Consider the following 17,314-nt stretch of genomic DNA (forward strand, 5'->3'; position numbering starts at 1 on the left):
TCCGTGACAACCGCACCTGGCAACCCGACTCACCCCCAATCACACAGTCGGCGGCTTGACATCTTCATTGAGAGTCCGCTCCACGAACCGACCGGTCGCAGGGCAGCAATGCGGGCCAACGGGTTCGACCCTGCCGTGACCAACAGCACATCCCATGGCTTTTCCCCGGAATGGCGCGGCGGCAGGCGAAGCGCAACACCGACGGCATCGGGTAATGCGCCAGGCGTGCCAACGGCTTTCGAGACGCGGACAATGACCTCGCTGGTACCGATCGGCAGTCCTTGCCCCTCCGGGGCAACGCGTTCGATCGAGCCACGTGCGAGCACCCCTACCGGATGGAAGAATCGCCGGTGCCGCAGGGCGGAGCCCCACTGGAACGGTTTGGCGACCAGGTCCGAAATGCTCAACTCAGAAACACTCACTTGTTCTGCGCCCCTTTACTTTCGATATATTGCTTGAAGTCGTCCATGCCGCCTCGGAATCGCCTGTCAAGCAGGCCGAGTCGATGGTCATCGGCCTTGCGGCCGCAGTTCGGTGATGGCGACGCAGAGACCGCGGGTCGCGGTTCCCACACAGTCTCAATCGCGCGACGCGCGTCTATGTTGCCCCCTACAAAAGCCACAACAACGGCTACCCGCGAGCCAGCGATCAAAACTCCGGCGCGGAAGGGGGCCGCGAGATCAACTCAACTATGAAACATTAAGAAAATTAACTAAATGCACTCCGCCGCGGTTCAGGCAATACATCTGCGGGAATACCGGCTCCAACAGCGGAGAGGAACCGGGATGGGTTTGGACGATCGGCGTCCGGCGGGCGCCAGTGACGCGGCAGTGGAAGCGGCCGGGAAGGTTTCCGAAGCACTGGAAACCATCGAGCGGGCGCGGGGGCACCTGTACTCGTTTCACCAGCTCACGGGGCGGGCCGACCTGCAGCTCGACAGCGCGGTAGCCCTGCTCCGAGAGAACGGACATGCCCAGTTGGCCGACCACATCAGCCACCACCTCATCGGCCGCAACGTGCTGCCGGGCAGGTGGAGCTTTCAGGTGATCGAGGACTACGACGACGGCTACTACCGGTGCTTCCAGGAGGTGGAACGGCTGGTGCGGACGCAGCTCACCGGGGGCCGTCGCCACGTCTTCGAAGCCGAGATGAAGGAGCGGCGACGCACGTCGGGCCATCCGGCCCACACCGCCGCACCGAACGACGACCGGACAGGGGAGTAACTCGATGGACTGTGTCGTGTTCGGCGCCACCGGCTATCTCGGCATGCGATTGGTGCCGGCGCTACTTTCCGAGGGCCACCGGGTCCGGCTCCTGGCGCGCGATCCGAGCAAGCTCGACGACGTGCCCTGGCGCGACAAAGTGGACGTGTTCCAGGGCGACGTCAGCGATGCGGACAGTGTCCGTACGGCGCTGGAGGGCCAGCAGGTTCTCTACTACCTGGTGCACTCGATGATGCGGCCCGACTTCGTCCAGTTCGACCACGACGCCGCGTGCACCGTCGCCGAGGCCGCCCAGGCGGCCGGACTGTCCCGGATCGTCTATGTCGGCGGCATTATCCCCGAGGGGCAAGAACTCTCCGACCACCTTGCCTCCCGGGAGGAGGTTGGCAAGCTGCTGCGTCAGTCGGGCGTACCCACCGTTGAGTTGCGCGCGGCCGCGATCATTGGGGCGGGTTCGGCCAGCTTCGAGATGCTGCGGTACCTGACCGATCGCCTCCCGCTCATGGTCACCCCACGCTGGCTGCGCACCTGCGTGCAGCCCATCGCGATCCGCGACGTGCTCTATTACCTGGTGAAGTCGGCCGAACTCCCGGCTGAGGTGAATCGCCCCTTCGACATCGGTGGTCCCGACCACTTCACGTACACCGAGATGATCCGCAAGTACGCGGAGATTGCCCGCCTACCTAAACGGCTGGCGATACCGGCGCCGGTGTTGAGCCCCTGGCTCTCCTCGCAGTGGGTGAATGTGGTGACCCCCCTCCCCCGCGCTCTGGCGGTCTCGCTGATGGAGTCCCTCGAAAACGATGTCGTGTGCGCCGACCATGACATCGCGGATTACCTCCCCGATCCCGAGGGCGGCCTGACGCATTACCGAGAGGCCGTCGAGCTGGCACTGTCTCACGTGCGTGACGGCGATGTGCGCACCCGCTGGTGGCGGGCCGAGGCCGAAGATGCGCCGTCTCGGCCGCTGCCCACCGACCCGGACTGGGCGGGCGGATCGCTGTACGAAGACGTGCGGGAATGTCACATTGAGGCGGATTCGGCGACCGTGTGGCGTGCCGTCGCGACCGCCGCCGCCGAAAGCGAGTGGTCGGCCGTGCCCCGGGGCTGGTCGCTGCGCGGGTGGGTTGCTCGGCGGCCGAGAGGCGCCGCCCAAAGCACGGGAACGGCACGCCACTCACTCGAGCACCGCGAATTGCACGAGGGAGAATCACTGGACTGGTGGCTGGTCGAACGGATCGAGGCACCGCGGTTACTTCGGCTGCGGGCCGAGTTCCGGCTTCCGGGGCGCCTCTGGCTGGAGCTCGCCGTGCGTCCCGCTGACGACGGTGGCTCAATTTATCGGCAGCGCGCCGTATTCCAGCCCTATGGCCTTGCCGGACAAGTCTTTTGGAACGGTTTGGCGCCGGCCCGAAAGGCTTTGTCAGCCGGCGTCGCCCGCGATGTCAGCGCCGTTGCCCGCGCGCTGACCGACCACGCCGCAGACCTGACGACCCTTGGAAAGTGAAGAGCTATGAGCGACAAAGAATTTCACAAAGGCGACAAGGTCAGCTGGAGAAGCCACGGCAGCACCGTGCACGGCGAGGTGGACCGGAAGATCACCTCTGACACCGAGGCCGCGGGCCGCACCGTACGGGCATCGAAGGACGACCCGCAGTACCAGGTGCGTAGCGACAAGACCGGCCGCGATGCCGTGCACAAGCCGGGCGCGCTGCGCGCCGAGGACTGAACTGGGGCCACGATCCGGCGAAGTCGAGCGAACACCCTCCAAGGCCCGGGCCGGCACCCTGGTGTGAGCAAAGCCACCTTGGGTGGTTACCTGATCGAGCGCCGCAATCGGTGTCTAACCTGCCCTTTTGACCACCATGCGGAGTGCCACCAATCGAGAAACACCCTCCATGCCGCGACCGAAGGTCGCAGTCACCTATACGCTGATCGGCGAATCGCCCAGAAGGATGCGGATAAGTGACGAAGCGCGGCGCTGCTGATCGGCGACCAGACCGAGCAGAACTAGAGCATTTGATGTCTGCCGACATGCGCGCCATCACTGCGCAATCTGACCGCATCGGCCGCCACTTCGCCCGCAAGAACGAGGTAAGCGGCAACGATTTTCACGCGCTGCTGCACATCATGGTCGCCGAGACCGCGGGATCTCCACTGACCCTGGCCGCGCTGCGGCAGCGCATGGATGTGTCACCTCCGGCGATCACCTATCTCGTCGACCGGATGATCGACGCCGGCCACATCCGCCGTGAGCCCGATCCCGCCGACCGGCGCAAACAGTTGCTTCGCTACGAGGACTCCGGCATGGAGTTGGCCCGCTCCTTCTTCACACCGCTTGGCGAGCAACTGCGCGCTGCCATGGCCGATTTGCCGGACCGCGATCTACAGGCCGCCCATCGGGTGTTCAGCGCCATGATCTCCGCGATGTCGACGTTTGAAGCCCAACTGGCGGCATCAGCCGAAACCCACTCGGTGCCGGCTGCAAAGCCCCCCGCGTCGACCAAGGTCCGCCGCCGCGTCCCACAGCAGAACGGGACCTAACCAGCAGTAAGCAGCGTCCGCCTCGGTGGAGGCTGCGTGGCTGCCGCTCGCGATCACAGCGGCAGGTTTAGAACTCATTCATTTAGTTAATCATTAAGTACTTGAACTTACCGTCAAGGTTGACGCGGACCGCCAACGGGTCCCCGCCAAAGGGTTTGTTTTCTGATTCAGGGGGTACCAAGGCGTGACGATGCAACACTCCGGGCGGACGCTCACCGAGGTTCCCGACTCAACCTCGGCGCCACCATTGTGCGAATTCCCGCGAACACGACCCGCCGGACCGGCAGTCGCGCGAGCGGCCTGGCCACCCGCGCCCAACCAATTCGGCCAGTGGCGAACAAACCTGCGCCAGCAGGTCCTCGCCGAAGTCTCCGACTTCGTCTCCGCGCGCTGCGCCGACGAATTGGGCGAATGCGGCGTGGACGTGGCCGGCGGGATCTTGCGGGAGTTCGTCAAGGACGGCAAGTGCCTGAGGTCGACGTTCATGTACCTGGGTTGGCTTTGCGCGGCTCCCGCCAGCGACGCGGCACTTGCGGCCACAGCCAGCCTGGAACTGCTGCACGCCTTCGCGCTGCTTCAGGACGACGTCATGGATGATTCGTCCTCCCGGCGCGGACGACCCGCGGCCCACATCCAGTTCGCCCGCTGGCACAGCGAGCGCGGGCTGTCTGGCTCCTCGCGTCGGTTCGGGGAATCGGCCGCCGTGCTGCTGGGCGACTTGTGCTTGATCTGGGCCGAGCAGATGCTGCGCAGCACCGGGCTCGATCGCCACCAGCTAGAGCGGGCGTGGCCCCGCTACAACGCCATGCGCACCGAACTCGCCATCGGCCAATTCGCAGATCTGGCAATTGATTTGCGCAACCTGCCCAGCATGGAGTCGGTGCTTGAGGTAGCCCGCAAGAAATCCGGCAACTACACGGTGCGACGCCCGCTGGAGATCGGCGCCGCAATGGCCGGTTGCGGTCCGCGCACGGTTGCCATGCTCGGTGAATACGGCTCGGCCGTCGGCGAAGCCTTTCAACTTCGCGACGACATTCTGGGCACCTTCGGAACACCGGAGACCACCGGCAAGCCCAACGGCGGAGATCTGCAGGAACGCAAGGCCACCAGTGTGATCGTCGCGGCCTATCACATGGGCGACGCCGCGACGCGTCGTCAATTCGGCGAACTGATCAACAGCGACCACCTCGACGACGATGCACTCCACCGGTGGCGGAGCTTGATCTGCGCCACCGGGGCGGTGTCGTACATCGAAGAAATGATCAGCGACCGAGTCGAAATCGCACGAACCGCACTGGACGACAGCGGAATTGACGTCGCAATGCAAGACGCGCTGGCCGACATGGCCGGTGTGTGCACACGGCGCGCCGCGTGAATCGGGGGGATTGATGCGTACCGTACGAGGACGGACCGACCACGTTGTGGTAGTAGGCGCGGGATTTTCCGGGCTGGCCGCCGCGCTGCACCTGGCGGGCCGAGGCCGGCAAGTCACGGTCATCGAGCGGGAGAATTGGCCCGGTGGTCGGGCGGGCCGACGCGACATCGACGGGTACCGGATAGACACCGGGCCGACGGTGCTCACCATGCCCGACCTCATCGACGAGGCGTTCGCCGCCGTCGGTGAAAGTACCGCGCAGCGTTTGGATTTGCTTCCGGTGGATCCGGCGTACCGGGCGATGTTCGCCGACGGCAGTGCCGTCGACGTGCACAGCGACGCCGACCGGATGGCCGAGTCGGTGCGCGCGTTCGCCGGTCCCCAGCAAGCCGCCGGCTACCGCGCCCTGCGTGACTGGCTCGACCGCCTGTATCGCACCGAATTCGCCGGGTTCATCTCCGCCAACTTCGATTCGCCATTGTCGTTGTTGACGCCCGCGCTGGGTCGCCTGACGGCGATCGGCGGCTTTCGGCGCTGGGAAACGATGGTCAAGCGCCACATCAGCGATGAACGGTTGCGGCGCGTGTTCACCTTCCAGTCGCTGTACGCCGGTGTCGCGCCGCAGCAAGCACTCGCCGTCTATGCCGTAATCGCTTATATGGACACCGTTTCCGGTGTCTTCTTCCCCCGCGGCGGCGTCCGCGCGCTGCCCGATGCGCTGGCCGCGGCCGCGAGCGACGCCGGCGTCCACTTCCGCTACGGCTCCTCGGTCAGCGGGCTCGAACGTGACGGTGAGCGCGTCACGGCCGTCCGCACCGAGCACGGTGAGCGAATCGCCTGCGACGCCGTGGTGTTGACCACCGAGTTGCCGCGCACCTACCAGCTTCTGGGCCGTCAGCCCCGCCGGATCCTGCCGCTGCGCGCGGCCCCGTCGGCGGTCGTTCTGCACTTGGGTTGCCGCACCGCCGCACCCAACGACCCCCAGATCGCGCACCACAACATCCTGTTCGGCGACGCATGGGAGCAGACGTTCACCGACATCATCCGCGACGGCCAACTCATGCGGGATCCGTCACTGCTGGTCACCCGTCCCACCGCCAGTGACGCGAACCTGGCCCCCGCCGGCCGCGACCTGCTCTACGTGCTCGCCCCGGCGCCGAATCTGTCCCGCGGTCGCATCGACTGGTCCCGCATGACGAGCAAGTACGCGGACACGATGGTGGACACTGTCCAGGCACGTCTGCTCCCCCAGCTGCGTGATGATCTGCGACTGCTGCACGTCGACACTCCGGCCGACTGGGCGCGCCAGGACATGGCCGCGGGTACACCGTTCGCGTTGGCGCACACGTTCGCCCAGACCGGGCCATTCCGGCCGGCCAACCTGGTGCGCGGGATCGACAACGTGGTGCTGGCCGGATCCTCGACGGTGCCCGGCGTGGGTGTGCCCACGACGTTGATTTCCGGGCGACTGGCCGCCGACCGCATCACCGGGATGACCGATCGACGGGCCGCTGCCAGAACCCAAACCATCGACCTGAAAGCCCGAGTGCAGTGATCCGAACCGAACTAGACGCCGCCGGTATCAACGACTTGGGCCTGCGCACGGCATATCGACGCTGCCGGCAGATCGCCGCCGAGAACGGCCGCACCTACTTCTTGGCCACCCGGTTGCTCGCGCCGGACCAACGCCCTGCCGTGCATGCCTTGTACGCCTTCGCCCGTTACGCCGACGACATCCTCGATGAGTTCAACCACGAACTCGACGCGAGGGCGCGTGGCGACCGCTTGCAGCGGCTGTCCGACGAGTTCTTCGCCGGAGGCGAGCACCACGATCATCCCGTCCTGGCCGCCGTGGCCGATACCGTGCGGCGTTACCGGATTCCCGCGGACCTGTTCGAGGATTTCCTCGCCTCCATGCGCATGGACCTCACCGTCACCGACTATCCCGACCGCGCCGCGCTCAACCGCTACATGCGCGGCTCCGCGGAAGTCATTGGACTGCAGATGCTTCCGGTGCTGGGCACGGTCGTCGACACCGAAGAGGCTGCCCCGTACGCGGCCGCGCTGGGGCAGGCCTTCCAGCTCACCAACTTCTTGCGCGACGTCGACGAGGACCTCATGCGTAATCGGATCTACCTGCCCGCGGACGAACTCGCCGCGCACGGCGTGGACCGAGACCTGATGCTGTGGTGTCACACGCAGCGCCGTACCGATGCGCGCGTGCGAAGCGCCTTGGCGGCCCAGCACGAAATCACCCGGGAGATCTACCGGTTCGCCGCCGACGGCATCGCCATGCTGGCGCCGCGGTCACGTCCCTGCGTCGCAACGGCGTTCACCTTGTACTCGGAAATCCTGGATTGTATTGAGGACAGCGACTTCTCCGTCTTCAGCCACCGGGCCACCGTCGGGACGACGCGTCGGCTGCAAGTGGCCGGCGGCGCACTGTTCCGGTCCTGGCGAATTCGGCGCAGGGTCGGTGCGGCGTGAACGACCGCTGGCAGTACCTGATCCTGCTCGGCCTGTGCCTGCTCATCACCGCGCCACTAGAGCTGTTCGGCAGCGGCGTTTACCGACAACTGCGCCGCGCCGCGTGGGCGGTGCTTCCGGTCGCGGCCGTGTTCCTGATCTGGGATGCGGTCGCGATCGCCGCCCACGTGTGGACGTACAACCACGACTACATCACCGGCATCGAGTTGCCACCTCCGATACCGCTGGAAGAGGTGCTGTTCTTCGTGGTGATCCCGTTGTGCGGGTTGCTCACCTACAACGCCGTCAGCACCATCCTGAACTGGAGCAGACGCCGATGACGGGACTCGGATACACCCTGCCGGCGGTGATCGCCGTCGTTGCCGTGTGCGCGCTGGAGCTGAAGGTGTTGCGCACCGGGCTGTTCCGGCGAGCCGCCTACTGGCTGTCGATGGTGATCGTGATCGGCTTTCAGGTTCTTGTCGACGGCTGGCTGACGAAACTGAGCGCACCCATCGTGCTTTACAACGAACGGCACACCAGCGGGCTGCGCTTCCCGTTGGACATCCCCGTCGAAGACTTCTTGTTCGGCTTCGCTCTGGTCACCGCCGTGATGCTGTTGTGGGAGCGACAACGTGCGAGTCGAAATCATGGATAAGGCCGGCCTGTCCCGCAACGAGGTGCCCGACGCATTCGACGTGGGCGCCCGGGCCTACGACCGACTGGTCGGCGCGAACCCCGGATATCACAACGGTTTACGGCTGTCCGCGCGCCGCATGGGCCTGCCCATGCGCGGCCAGGGCCTGAGGCTGCTCGACGCCGGTTGCGGCACGGGTGCATCGACGGCCGCGCTGCTGGAAGTGGCGCCGGAGGCGGAGATCATCGCCGTCGACGCCGCCCGCGGCATGTTGGATGCGGCACAGGCGAAGTCGTGGCCATCGACGGTCCGCTTCGTCCACGCGCGCATCGAGGAGCTCGACAAGCACGGCGTCACCGGGCCGTTCGACGGCATCTTTGCCGCCTACCTCCTGCGTAATCTCGCCGACCCGGATGACCAACTCCGCGCCTTCCGCACCATGCTGCGCCCCGGCGGAACCCTTGCCGTGCACGAATATTCGGTGCGCGATTCGGCCGCCGCCACCCGCATCTGGCACGCCGTGTGCTGGGGAATCATCATCCCCGCCGGCTGGTTGCGCACCCGCAACACGACCCTGTACCGGCACCTGTGGCGTAGCGCGCTCGCCTTCGACGGAGCCGCTCGATTCCGGCAGCGGTTGTCCGACGCCGGATTCGACGAAGTACACAGCGAAACCATGCCGGGCTGGGAAAAAGACATCGTCCACACCTTTGTGGGAAAGGCACCGCAATGACCGATCGACGTCGCCAAATCCATCCGGCATCGCCCGGCCTATCCGACGCCAGCGCGCTGTCGTCACGACCGCGCGTGGTGGTCGTCGGCGGGGGCATCGCGGGTCTCGCCGCGGCGACGGGCCTGGCCGAACGGGGCGTCGACGTCGAGATCGTAGAAGCCCAGCACTATCTCGGCGGCCGGGTGGGCGGCTGGACGGAACATGAAGCTGACAGCGATTCACCCAGCCAGCTGGCCATGAACCGTGGCTTTCACGCCTTCTTCCGCCAGTACTACAACCTGCGGGCCCTGCTTCGCCGAGTCGACCCGCAACTTCGGATGCTGGCGCCCGTTGCCGATTACCCGCTGATCGACGGCGCCGGCCGGCGCGACACGTTTCGCGGGTTGCCGCGCATACCACCGTGGAATGCGCTCGCGTTCGCGCTGCGTAGCCCAACCTTTCGCCTGTCCGACCTGGTTCGCATCGACGCTCGAGCAGCGGCGCCGCTGGCGGCCGTGTCGGTGCCGGACATCTACCGCCGACTCGATCACATCGACGCCGAAACCTTCTTGAAGAGCATCAATTTCCCGGAGTCCGCGCGTCACCTTGCCTTCGAGGTGTTCTCCCGCAGCTTCTTCGCCGAACCGTCACAGCTGTCGGCCGCCGAGTTGGCCACCATGTTCCATATCTACTTCCTGGGGTCCAACGAGGGCCTGATCTTCGACGTCGCGACGGCGAATTTCGATGTGAGCCTGTGGAATCCACTGCAGAGCTACCTGACCCAACGCGGGGTCCGGTTCCGCATGGGCGATAAGGTGCTGCAAGTGACCGGCGGCCGCGCAAAGCCGTTCAACGTGTATACGGGTTCGGGTGATCGGCTCGACGCGGACGCGGTAGTGCTCGCCGTCGACATCGGCGGATTGCAGCGGATCGTTGCCGCATCTGTCGAACTCGCTGACGAGACTTGGCGCACACAGATACAACGGTTGCGGACCGCCCCTTCGTTTGAAGTTCGTCGGCTCTGGTTGGACCGCCCCGTGCGATACGACCGGGCCCCGTTCCTCGGCACCGCCGGTCACCCGCCGTTGGACAACATCAGCGTGTTGGAGCGCTACGAGCGGGAGGCGGCCGCCTGGACACGTCAGACAGGCGGTTCGGTCATCGAATTACATTCCTATGCATTGGATTCCGCTACGCCAAGAGAAGCTGGGCTTGCGCAGCTGCACAAGATCTACCCCGAGACCGCGTCGGCGCGGGTGATTCACGAAAGAGTGCTGCACCGCAGCGACTGCCCGCTGTTCACGCCGGGAACCTACTCCCGGCGCCCGGCGGTCGTCACACCACAGCCTGGGCTGCTGCTCGCCGGCGACGCGATCCGGTTGGACTTGCCGGTCGCGTTGATGGAGCGGGCCGCCACTACCGGCTGGAGCGCGGCCAATCATCTTCTGCAGCGGTGGGGTGTCGCAGGACACGAACTGATTACCGTGCCCACCCGGGGTCGGTCGCGGCTACTGCGGTCGCTGGCACTGCGTCAGGAACGGCAGCCACGATGAGCATCAGCGACCGACTCCAGCAGCGGTGGCCCAAAGACTGGCCACTGCAGGTGATTCCCCGCGTCTCGTGGGCACAGCAACGCCCGACGTACGGCGCGGCGCAACCAAGGATCATCAACGCCGCGCTCGAACGGTCCCAACGCCGGCCGACGGGAAACTGGTATGTGTTCGCCGACAGCCGCTCAGTGCGCGCGAATCGCCCGCACGCCGCGAAGGTCGCGGGCGTCGAACTGGTCGCATGGCGCGACCGGCACGGCCGACTGGTCGTCGGCCCGGGCAGTTGCCCCCATCTCGGTGCGGAGCTGGCCACCGGAATCGTCCGCGAGGGAGTGCTGTTCTGCCGATGGCACGGGCTGGCCTTGGACGGCAACAGCTGCAAGATGGGCTGGGCGCCGTACCCGAGTCACGACGACGGTGTGCTGGCCTGGGTTCGACTCGACCGCGTCGGCGGTGAAGATCCGTTGGCGTTTCCGGTACTGCCGCATCGTCCCACCACGACCACCCTGCCCGCCGTCACCCGCAGCATCGGCGTCTGCGAACCGACCGACATCATCGCGAATCGCCTTGACCCCTGGCATGGGGGATGGTTCCACCCGTATTCGTTCACCCGGCTGGAGGTGCTCACCACTCCGACCCAGGAGGACGACCGCTTCCTGGTCTCGGTCACCTTCCGCATCGGACGGTTCGGTGTCCCCACGATCGCGGAATTCACCTGCCCGGAGGCCCGCACCATCGTGATGCGGATCGTCGAAGGTGAAGGCAGCGGTAGCGTTGTCGAAACCCACGCCACCCCGCTCGGTCCAGGGACCGACGGGCGGCCACGGGTCGCCGTCATTGAGGCGACCATTGCGCATTCGCAGCGGCCGGGGTTCAGGATGGCCCGCAATGCGGCGCCGTTGATCAGACCGCTCATGCGCTACGCCGCCAATCGGTTGTGGCGTGATGACCTGGCCTACGCCGAGCGCCTCTACCACCTACGCGAGGAAAGCGGGCCGGCCTCCAGTGACCAAGCGTCAGGTTAAGAACCCTCCCTCACCCCGGGGGGAGCTGGAACGGCTGCTGTCCGCTGACATGCGAGCGATGACGGCGCAATCCGACCGCATCGGCCGCTATTTCGCCCGCCACAACGATGTGAGCGGCAGTGACTTTCACGCGTTGCTGCACATCATGGTGGCCGAAACCGCCGGCACGCCGTTGACTCTGGCCCAGCTGCGGCAACGCATGGACATCTCAGCCGCGGCGGTCACCTACCTCGTCGACCGGATGATCGAGGCCGGTCACATCCGCCGCGAACCCGACCCCGAGGACCGACGTAAGTGGCTGCTGCGCTACGAGAATCGCGGCATGACGGTCGCACAACGGTTTTTCGACCCGCTCGGGGTGCATCTGAGCTCGGCTCTGGCGGAATTGAACGATTCCGACATCGCCGCCGCCCACGCCGTTTTCACGGCCATGATGGCGGCCATGTCGACGTTCGAGGAGGAGTTGCGCGCCGCTGCCGCCAAACCTTCAGCCAGCTTCCGGCGCGGAACAACCCGGTAGCAGGGGCCGGTCACCGTCGCGGGACAGCAGGCGCTGCTCGATCAGATCGGCGCCGCGTCCCACACCGCCGGTGGCGGCGAAACCGGCGGCGACCCGACGGGCGCCCTCACCCATGCGCATCGCGTCGAGCACGGCACTGCGTAATCGAGTCACGCTGAGCCGCTCCGCCGGGAGCCGAGTACCACAGCCGGCCATCTGAACGCGGCGCGCCACCTCGGCTTGGTCGCGGGCGAAGGGCACCGCGCAGACCGGGACAGCGCGATCGAGGGCTTTCACCGTGGCGCCCATCCCGCCGTGCGTGACCGCGCAGACCGCCCGGTCGAGCACCATGCCGTGCGGAATGAATTGGCATACCGTGGCGTTCGACGTCTGCGGTAGCCCAAGGGGTATGCCGGCCGGAAACGTTGCGACGACATGGACCGGCTCGTCGGCCAGTGCGCGCAGCGCGATATGACCCAGTTTGGCGTCGCCCTGTGGGATGGAGGACGTGCTGACCAGCACAATGGGGCGGTCGATGGCATCCAGCCAGTCGGGCACCGCCGCCACCGCAGCCTCTCGGGAGTCGTCCGGTTCAAAGACGCAAGCACCGATATGGTGCACCGCGTCACCCCAGTCCGGGTGCGGATATTCGAAGGGTTCGCCGCCGACCGCCAGCAGCAACGGCGCACGGCGCATCAACCCGTCCACCGAAGCGATGGGTGGAATTCGCAGATCTGCGCGAATCGCGTTGATGCGCGGCACCATTGGCCGGTCGAAGAGGAATCTGACGAACGGGCGCATCGACGCGTCGCGGAGGGCGCCGATCGGGCCCGGAAGGGGCCGCAAGCCGGGACCGAATGGAGGCGCCGAGCGTGACCGCAGGTACGGCGTGAACGGTGAGAACACCAACCAGGGAACATCACCGGCCTCGGCCGCGGAGATCGCGCCCCAACAGTTGGCGTCGACGATCACCGCGTCGGGCCGCAGTTGTGTCATCGCACCGCGCAGGTCGTCGACCTCCAGCACCGCACGTCGGCACAACACGTCGATCGACCTCTTGAGTACGCCTAAAGCGTTGCGCGCCCGCCAATCCTGACCAACTATGGCCTCGATCCGCGGATCGACAGCCTCAGCTTCTATTCCGGCGCGACGCATCGCGGCAACTTGGCCGGCCATGGTGCGCAGGTGGACTTCGTGGCCGCGGTCGGCGAGCTCTCGCAGCAGTGCGGCCAACGGATACACGTGGCCCAGCGCGGGCGAGGAGTAGGCAAGTATCACCGCCATTTTCGGCCTAAATGGGTGTTACACCCAGGCGGCGTAGGCCGCGCAGGTCGGCCGTTCCGCAGCCGTGCAGACAGATGCGCAGCTCGTCGATGAACCGTTGCAGCCACTCCGTTGCGGCCCCGGCGGATTCGATCGCAGCCGCGAGCAGCGGTCGAGCCACCGCGACGACGTCGGCGCCCAGCGCGATGGCCTTTGCGGCGTCCATCCCGGTGCGGATTCCGCCCGAGGCGACCAGCGGGATCTTCGGTAGCGCCGTGCGCACTTCCACCAGGGCTTGCGCGGTGGGTATCCCCCAGTCCGCCAGGTCCGGGTACCGGACCTCGCCGTAGCGGACGAACTGTTCGACACGCGACCACGAGGTGCCACCGGCGCCCGCGACATCGATTGCGGCTACCGGGGGTTCGTCGGTCAACCGCAACAGGTCGGTGACGGCGGTGGCGCCGATCCCATGGCCTACCTCCTTCAGCAACACCGGATATTTCAGCATTGCGGTCACGTCGTGCAACCGGTCCAGCGATCCGGCAAAGTCGGTGTCGCCGTGGTGCTGCATCGCCTCTTGCAGCGGATTCGTATGTACGGCAAGCGCATTGGCTCCGACCCGGTCGAGGGCCTGGACGATGTCGGGTACCGCGTCTTTGGTGAGTTGGGACAGGCCGATATTTCCGATTAACAACACGTCCGGCGCCACGTCGCGCACCACAAAACTGTCGGCGGCCTGCTCCCCCAGTGCACTGTCGAGCATGACTCGCTGCGAACCGAGCATCATGCCGATGCCCAACGCCTGCGCGGCCGTGGCCAGGTTCCGGTTGATGGTGCCCGACAGTTTCGCTCCCCCGGTCATCGCGCCCACCAGGACTGGTGCCCGCAGTCGGGAGCCGAGAAACTCGGCCGAGAGGTCGATGTCGTCCAGGTTGGTCTGGGTGAGTGCGTTGTAGGGCAGGCGATAGCGCTCCAGTCCGGTGCTGACGCGTTGGAAGCTCACGTCTTCTTCGAGGCAGACGTCGATATGGCGCCGTTTGCGCCTGGGTATGTCCCTCCCGCCAGGCGTCGATCCGTCCACAGCAAATCCTTCCTGCGCAGTCCGCTCGTGGACGTCTTCGGCGATTGGTTCCAAATGCGTCCCCCTACATCCACCCTATACCCACTTCTATCCATAGTTAAGTTTCTGAATGATTCACAAAATTAATGGGTACCTAGTTGGTCTAAGCCGGCTACCAGCGCAGAGGACCCGCCCGTGTTAGAGAAAGTTGCCCAGCTTTGCATCTCTGCGCCAAGACGGATCATGGCACTGGTCATCATGTTCATGATCGGCACTGCCATCTTCGGCATTCCGGCGGCGGGCAGCCTGTCCGGCGGCGGATTTCTGGATCCCCATTCGGAGAGCGCGCGTGGTGCCGAGATCCTGGCGCAGAATTTCCGCCAGGGCGGCATGGAGATGGTCCTGCTGATCAGCGCGCAAGACGGCGTGCTGGACGGTGCGGCCAAGGCGGTCGGCGTCGACATTGTGCAGCAGCTCAACGCGTCGCCGGGGGTGTCGCAGGTGGTCTCGCCCTGGGATTCGCCGACGGCGCCGGGCATGATCAGCACGGACGGCAGGTCGGCCATGATCCTCGCCGCCCTTGAAGGTGACGAAAGCAGCGCACCCAAGCAGGCACAAACACTGGCGGAACGCTTGACTCGCGATCGCGACGGGATCTCGGTGCAGGCGGGTGGATCGGCGATCGTCTACTCCCAAGTGAACAAACGAACCGAAAACGACTTGCTGCGAATGGAAGTCATCGCGATACCGTTGAGCTTCATCGCGTTGGCCTGGGTCTTCGGCGGACTGCTGGCGGCCGCCGTACCGATGGCCGTGGGCGGGTTCGCCATCCTGGGTTCATTGGCGGTGTTGCGCGGAATCGCGCTGTTCACCGATGTGTCGATCTTCGCCCTGAACGTCGCAGTGGCACTGGGGTTTGCGCTGGCCGTCGACTACACGCTGCTGCTCGTCAGTCGATACCGCGACGAACTGGGCCGCGGGACACCCGGCGCGGTGGACCGTAAGCTAGCTCTGCGGCGCACCATGGCCACCGCGGGTCGCACCGTGTTGTTCTCTGCGGTGACGGTGGCGCTGTCCCTGCTCGCGACGGCCCTGTTCCCGATGTACTTTCTGAAGTCCTTCGCGTATGCGGGTGTAGCGGTGGTGACCTTCGCCGCGATCGCCGCGGTGGTGGTGGCGCCCACCGCGATCGTCCTACTCGGCGACCGACTCGACGCCTTCAACGTGTGGCGGTGGGGACGGCGCCTGCTTTGTCGTCCCGAACCGACACCCCGTCGCATCGAACAAAGCTTCTGGTACCGAACGTCAAAGTTCGTCACCGGTCATGCCATTCCGGTGGCAATGGCGTTGGTCGTCCTGCTGCTGGCACTCGGGGCTCCCTTCCTCGGTGTCAACTGGGGGTATCCGGATGACCGCGTGCTACCCGCATCATCGTCGGCGCGGGAAGTCAACGACCGGATTCGCAGGGATTTCCGAATGAATACCGAAACTCGGGTCAAGTTGGTGCTGCCCGAAACTGCGGGGTTGAGAACCACCGATCTCGACGACTACGCCAAACGGATCTCGCTGGTCGACGATGTCTCGGCGGTGTCTTCACCTACCGGCACCTTTGTCGCCGGCGAGCGCCGGGGACCGCCGTCGGCTCCCACCGGAATGGCAAGCGGTAGTGCATATCTCACAGTTGACACCACCGCGCCCCTGTACACTCAGGCCTCCGAGAATCAGCTCGACGCGTTGCACCGGATCGCCCCGCCCGGCGGCCAAGACGTGCTGATCACCGGCATGGCACAAACCAATCGTGACTGCGTCGACGGAATCACCTCGCGCTTTCCGTTCGTGCTCGGCTTCATTGCGGTGGTCACGCTGGTGCTGCTGTTTCTCCTCACCGGCAGCATGGTGCTGCCAGTCAAAGCCGTGTTGCTGAACATCCTTTCGCTCACCGCGACTTTCGGTGCGCTGGTGTGGATATTCCAGGACGGGCACCTGCACGCGTTGGGCACCACGCCGACCGGAACTCTGACCGTCACCGTGCCGGTGCTGATGTTCTGCATCGCATTCGGCCTGTCGATGGACTACGAAGTGTTCCTGCTTGCGCGCATCCGCGAGCACTGGCTGGAAGCACGGCACGACCGCGGTGACGACAAACGGGCCATCGACGAAGGCGCCAACGACGAAAGCATTGCGCTTGGCTTGGCACACACGGGACGGGTGGTCACCGCCGCCGCGCTGGTGATGTCGATCTCGTTTGCCGCCCTGATTTCGGCGGGCGTGTCATTCATGCGCATGTTCGGATTCGGGCTGACCGTGGCCATCTTGGTTGATGCGACGCTGATTCGGATGTTGCTGGTGCCGGCCTTCATGCACGTGCTCGGCGATCTGAACTGGTGGGCGCCTGCCCCGTTGGCTCGGTGGCACAAGCGGTTTCGGGACGCGAGGGAGACAACCCTTGCTCCCCCAGACCAAATCATGTCCGAGCCGCGCCCAGTTCGCGTTGGAACCGACGCATCGCAGCGATCAATGCACTGAACACCCGGTGCGCGGCGGCCAAGTCGGCATCGGGTAGATCATCCATCGCCGCTTGGGTGTGCTGCCCCAACGGGGTGAAAAAGGAACGCGCGGTGGCCAACCCCGGGTCGGCGATCCGCAGAATAACCTTGCGCCGGTCTTCGGGATGGGCATCACGACGGATATGACGGGACTCGATCAGCCTATCCACCAGGTAAGTGATTGCCGCGTTAGTCATTCCCATCCGCTGGCTCAAGTCTCCCGAGGTCAATGGCCGCCCGGCGGTCTCGGCGACCATGATGTGCAGCAGGGCGCGAAAGTCGTTCGGCCGCACGTCATGTGACACGGCGAACAGTCGACCGATTTCGTCCGATTCGGTCGACAACTCCCGCAGATCGGCGGAGATCAGTGATTCCAGCTCGGTCCGGTGGCGGGTGTGCTCGGCGTGCTCCATG

The 17,314-nt window shown here is 65.7% G+C and carries 18 protein-coding genes; 14 read left to right on the forward strand and 4 right to left on the reverse strand.

What is annotated here, in order from left to right; translation table 11 throughout:
* Positions 1–29: 29 nt before the first annotated feature.
* The gene (locus BST27_RS32445) at positions 30–422 is read right to left on the reverse strand and encodes a catalase family protein (RefSeq protein ID WP_069421425.1); all 393 of its coding nucleotides are present in this window, start codon (positions 420–422) and stop codon (positions 30–32) included.
* 363 nt (positions 423–785) lie between these two features.
* On the opposite strand from BST27_RS32445, the gene BST27_RS15460 reads away from it, so the two are divergent.
* From BST27_RS15460 to BST27_RS15520, 13 genes are all read left to right on the forward strand, one after another.
* Complete coding sequence (locus BST27_RS15460; protein ID WP_069421424.1) at positions 786–1,223, forward strand: hypothetical protein; 438 nt, start codon at positions 786–788, stop codon at positions 1,221–1,223.
* Between the two features lie 4 nt (positions 1,224–1,227).
* Positions 1,228–2,730, forward strand: a complete 1,503-nt coding sequence (locus BST27_RS15465; RefSeq protein WP_069421423.1) for a DUF2867 domain-containing protein — start codon at positions 1,228–1,230, stop codon at positions 2,728–2,730.
* Positions 2,731–2,736: 6 nt separating this feature from the next.
* Positions 2,737–2,952, forward strand: a complete 216-nt coding sequence (locus tag BST27_RS15470; protein WP_069421422.1) for a hypervirulence associated TUDOR domain-containing protein — start codon at positions 2,737–2,739, stop codon at positions 2,950–2,952.
* Between the two features lie 236 nt (positions 2,953–3,188).
* A complete protein-coding gene (locus BST27_RS15475; RefSeq protein WP_069421421.1) occupies positions 3,189–3,767 on the forward strand; it encodes a MarR family winged helix-turn-helix transcriptional regulator in 579 nt (192 codons plus the stop codon).
* A gap of 190 nt (positions 3,768–3,957) precedes the next feature.
* Positions 3,958–5,142: a polyprenyl synthetase family protein gene (locus tag BST27_RS15480; protein WP_079220052.1), complete on the forward strand. Its 1,185-nt coding sequence runs from the start codon at positions 3,958–3,960 to the stop codon at positions 5,140–5,142.
* 13 nt (positions 5,143–5,155) lie between these two features.
* Positions 5,156–6,697, forward strand: coding sequence for a phytoene desaturase family protein (gene crtI / locus BST27_RS15485; RefSeq protein ID WP_069421432.1), 1,542 nt, complete (start codon positions 5,156–5,158; stop codon positions 6,695–6,697).
* The gene (locus BST27_RS15490; protein ID WP_069421420.1) at positions 6,694–7,629 is read left to right on the forward strand and encodes a phytoene/squalene synthase family protein; all 936 of its coding nucleotides are present in this window, start codon (positions 6,694–6,696) and stop codon (positions 7,627–7,629) included. Before crtI ends, BST27_RS15490 begins: the two co-directional genes overlap by 4 nt.
* Positions 7,626–7,949 carry a lycopene cyclase domain-containing protein gene (locus BST27_RS15495; RefSeq protein ID WP_069421419.1) on the forward strand — a complete coding sequence of 108 codons (324 nt, stop codon included), beginning with the start codon at positions 7,626–7,628 and terminating at the stop codon, positions 7,947–7,949. Before BST27_RS15490 ends, BST27_RS15495 begins: the two co-directional genes overlap by 4 nt.
* A complete protein-coding gene (locus BST27_RS15500) occupies positions 7,946–8,266 on the forward strand; it encodes a lycopene cyclase domain-containing protein (RefSeq protein ID WP_069421418.1) in 321 nt (106 codons plus the stop codon). The genes BST27_RS15495 and BST27_RS15500 overlap by 4 nt, the downstream gene beginning before the upstream one ends.
* On the forward strand, positions 8,259–8,978 hold the full coding sequence (locus tag BST27_RS15505; RefSeq protein ID WP_069421417.1) for a class I SAM-dependent methyltransferase: 720 nt from the start codon (positions 8,259–8,261) through the stop codon (positions 8,976–8,978). The genes BST27_RS15500 and BST27_RS15505 overlap by 8 nt, the downstream gene beginning before the upstream one ends.
* Positions 8,975–10,510, forward strand: a complete 1,536-nt coding sequence (locus BST27_RS15510) for an FAD-dependent oxidoreductase (protein ID WP_069421416.1) — start codon at positions 8,975–8,977, stop codon at positions 10,508–10,510. Before BST27_RS15505 ends, BST27_RS15510 begins: the two co-directional genes overlap by 4 nt.
* Positions 10,507–11,532, forward strand: a complete 1,026-nt coding sequence (locus tag BST27_RS15515; RefSeq protein WP_069421415.1) for a Rieske (2Fe-2S) protein — start codon at positions 10,507–10,509, stop codon at positions 11,530–11,532. The genes BST27_RS15510 and BST27_RS15515 overlap by 4 nt, the downstream gene beginning before the upstream one ends.
* Positions 11,513–12,052, forward strand: a complete 540-nt coding sequence (locus BST27_RS15520) for a MarR family winged helix-turn-helix transcriptional regulator (RefSeq protein WP_069421414.1) — start codon at positions 11,513–11,515, stop codon at positions 12,050–12,052. Before BST27_RS15515 ends, BST27_RS15520 begins: the two co-directional genes overlap by 20 nt.
* On the opposite strand, the gene BST27_RS15525 is transcribed toward BST27_RS15520, so the two are convergent.
* A complete protein-coding gene (locus BST27_RS15525) occupies positions 12,020–13,315 on the reverse strand; it encodes a glycosyltransferase (RefSeq protein WP_069421413.1) in 1,296 nt (431 codons plus the stop codon). The two genes, BST27_RS15520 and BST27_RS15525, sit on opposite strands and share 33 nt — an antisense overlap.
* 7 nt (positions 13,316–13,322) lie before the next feature.
* Complete coding sequence (gene fni / locus BST27_RS15530; RefSeq protein WP_069421412.1) at positions 13,323–14,375, reverse strand: type 2 isopentenyl-diphosphate Delta-isomerase; 1,053 nt, start codon at positions 14,373–14,375, stop codon at positions 13,323–13,325.
* Between the two features lie 174 nt (positions 14,376–14,549).
* Here fni and BST27_RS15535 point away from each other — a divergent pair, with 174 nt between their 5' ends.
* Positions 14,550–16,880, forward strand: coding sequence for an MMPL family transporter (locus BST27_RS15535; RefSeq protein ID WP_079220051.1), 2,331 nt, complete (start codon positions 14,550–14,552; stop codon positions 16,878–16,880).
* On the opposite strand, the gene BST27_RS15540 is transcribed toward BST27_RS15535, so the two are convergent.
* A complete protein-coding gene (locus BST27_RS15540) occupies positions 16,819–17,313 on the reverse strand; it encodes a MarR family winged helix-turn-helix transcriptional regulator (protein WP_069421411.1) in 495 nt (164 codons plus the stop codon). The genes BST27_RS15535 and BST27_RS15540 overlap by 62 nt on opposite strands.
* Between the last annotated feature and the right edge of the window lies 1 nt (position 17,314).

It is taken from the genome of Mycobacterium intermedium, assembly GCF_002086275.1.
GTDB lineage: Bacteria > Actinomycetota > Actinomycetes > Mycobacteriales > Mycobacteriaceae > Mycobacterium > Mycobacterium intermedium.